The 349-nt window shown below is 48.4% G+C and carries 1 protein-coding gene; it reads right to left on the bottom strand.

The window, feature by feature from the left end; translation table 11 throughout:
• A partial coding sequence (locus RMT89_RS41735; protein WP_315888975.1) for a hypothetical protein occupies positions 1-349 on the bottom strand: 349 nt, incomplete at both ends.

Here is a 349-nt window from a genome sequence, read left to right as displayed (position 1 = left end):
CATTAGCCGTCTGAGCAGTAATTTGATCTTTCTGGGCCAAGAGGTTGCAATAGTTTGCATCCTCAGAAACGATCTTCATCTTTGTGAGACCGTATTCAGCCTCAGCATTGATGGCTCCGATACGAGCAGAAATCACTTCAGCCTTGGCAGTCTCAAGCTGCACCTTTGCAAGCACAACTTCGATAGCAGCACGTTTTGCCTGCTGTTGGACCATAACAGCTTGCCAGTAAGCTTGGTCCTTGCCGAGCGTGTATTGCACTGCATTGCCAAGAGCAGCCGCTGTGATCTCAATATACGCCTTGGTGTACTGATCACCAGTGATGAGACCTTTCTCATATTGGCCCTTTAG

It is taken from the genome of Streptomyces sp. P17, from assembly GCF_032436805.1.
Classification (GTDB): domain Bacteria; phylum Actinomycetota; class Actinomycetes; order Streptomycetales; family Streptomycetaceae; genus Streptomyces.
The sequence above is the reverse complement of the archived record's forward strand: the minus strand, read 5'-3'. Positions and strand labels throughout refer to the sequence as shown.